General features: G+C 62.2%; 1 protein-coding gene, 1 pseudogene and 1 riboswitch. The gene and the pseudogene both read right to left on the bottom strand.

Annotated features, from left to right (window positions below; translation table 11 throughout):
• A pseudogene (locus DBR24_RS32660) lies at positions 1-570 on the bottom strand (cobaltochelatase subunit CobN); the annotation flags it as partial.
• Positions 571-573: 3 nt separating this feature from the next.
• Positions 574-1,647: a cobalamin biosynthesis protein CobW gene (cobW, locus tag DBR24_RS17945; RefSeq protein ID WP_034154301.1), complete on the bottom strand. Its 1,074-nt coding sequence runs from the start codon at positions 1,645-1,647 to the stop codon at positions 574-576.
• A gap of 99 nt (positions 1,648-1,746) precedes the next feature.
• A riboswitch (cobalamin riboswitch) is annotated at positions 1,747-1,957 on the bottom strand.
• Positions 1,958-2,216 lie beyond the last annotated feature (259 nt).

The following is a 2,216-nucleotide window of genomic DNA, read 5'->3' as shown; positions in this document are numbered from 1 at the left end:
GTCAGCCAGTGCGGCGCTGGTTTTGTCCGGGTGATAAATCGCCGTACGCGGCAAGGCTTGCGGCTCGCCCCACAGGTAATCACGGGCGAGCCAGCGGTTGGCCAGGCAATGAAAGAAATCCAGCGCATTGCCCAGGCCACCCTGACGCAGGAACTGCCAGAGGCGGTCGCGATCTTCGGCGGGCACGGTGCTCAGGTCACTGAGCTCCGGGTCGGGGCGATCATCGCCCGGTACCAGAATCACCTGCACGCCGCGCTCCGACAGCTCGACCAGCCGCTCGACGCCGTAGCGCCAATAAGCGATGCCGCCGTGCAGCGAGATCAAAATCACCTTGGCGTGGCGTAACACCTCGTCGACGTACAGATCGACCGACGCGTGATTCTGCACCTGCATCGGGTTGGCCAGACGCAGGCTCGGGTAATCCTCGGGCAACTGCTGCGCGGCTTCGGCGAGCAGCGCCAGGCTGGAATCGCCGCTGCACAGGATCACCAGCTCGGCGGGGGTTTGGCCAAGGTCGGCGATGTTGTCATCCGACACGAAACCGCCGGGCTGGGTCCTGAGCAGGTGCATGGTTTAAACGCTGAGCGCGGCGCGCAGTTGCGCTTCGAGTTGTGCGGCGTCGAGCTCCTGACCGATCAGTACCAGACGGGTGACGCGCGCTTCATCGGCGCCCCACTGACGGTCGAAATGCTTGTCGAAACGCGTGCCCACGCCTTGAATCAGCAGGCGCATTGGCTTGTTCGGAATGGCGGCGAAACCTTTGACACGCAGGATGCCGTGCTTGACCACCAGTTGCGTCAGGGCGTCGAGCAGCAGGCTTTCGTCGGCTTGCGGCAGTTCGATGGAGATCGAATCGAAGGCGTCGTGATCATGGTCATCGTGGTCGTCATCGCCTTCACCATGGTGGTGATCATGATGGCTGTGGCGGCTGTCGATGTGTTCTTCGGAACCTGCGCCGAGGCCGATCAGCACGTCCAGCGGCAGACGACCGTTGCTCGCTTCGATGATTTTCACCGCCGGCGGCAGTTCTTCGGCGACTTCAGCGCGTACACGCGCCAGATCTTCAGGGCTGGTCTGGTCGGCTTTGTTCAGAATGACGAGGTCAGCGCTGGCCAGTTGATCGGCGAACAGTTCGTGCAGCGGCGATTCATGATCGAGGTTCGGATCGAGTTTGCGCTGAGCATCGACCTGATCCGGGAACGCAGCGAAAGTGCCGGCGGCCACGGCCGGGCTGTCGACCACGGTGATCACCGCATCAACAGTGCAGGCGCTGCGGATTTCCGGCCACTGGAAAGCCTGCACCAGCGGTTTTGGCAGGGCCAGCCCGGAAGTTTCGATGAGGATATGGTCGAGATCGCCGCGACGGGCCACCAGTTCGCGCATCACCGGGAAGAACTCTTCCTGAACGGTGCAGCACAGGCAGCCATTGGCCAGTTCGTAGACCCGGCCGGTGGCTTCTTCTTCGGTGCAACCGATGGTGCATTGCTTGAGGATTTCGCCGTCGATGCCCAACTCGCCAAACTCGTTGACGATCACCGCGATACGACGGCCCTGGGCGTTGTCGAGCATGTGCCGCAGCAGCGTGGTTTTGCCCGAACCGAGGAAGCCGGTAACGATGGTGACGGGGAGTTTGGCCAGTGTTTTCATCGGTATGCCCTTTGGCAAAGCGGCGGGCATACGGGACGAGAACCGGCAACGCGCATGCGCGCCGGAAGCGTTCGCCACCGGATCACCCCGCCCGGTTGTAGTGAGAATCTGTGACGAGGCAGGTCTCCTGGCTGACGGCGTTCAGGCTTGGCCTGGCATTCGCTGCGCCTTCCCGCTGGCTCTTTGATCGAGCTGGCAGTGGCGTGGCAGCGAACTTCGCCGTTCACAGTTGCGGGGGCAGCCGCGGCTTTGACCGCGTTCCCTTCTTAGCTTCGGCATGTGCCGAAGAACCTCGAAAGCGCAAGGCTACGCATGGTGTGGGGATGGGTCAATGTTTGGATTGGGGGCGTATCCGTTTCTGCGGGTGTTGCTGATTAGGGTTCCGCCCTTACGGCGGGTCACTTTTTCCAAACGCCGAAAAAGTAACCAAAAAGGCTTTACCCTGACGTTCGGCCCTCGCCGTGGCTCGGGTCCCTTCGCTCCGGGATCTATCCGGGGGGCATCGCCTCCGGTTTGCTTCGCTGCACCTCCTCTCGATGTGTTTGGCTGCGCCAAACGGTCGCTACGCT

It is taken from the genome of Pseudomonas sp. HMWF006, from assembly GCF_003061205.1.
GTDB lineage: Bacteria > Pseudomonadota > Gammaproteobacteria > Pseudomonadales > Pseudomonadaceae > Aquipseudomonas > Aquipseudomonas monsensis.
The sequence above is the reverse complement of the archived record's forward strand: the minus strand, read 5'-3'. Positions and strand labels throughout refer to the sequence as shown.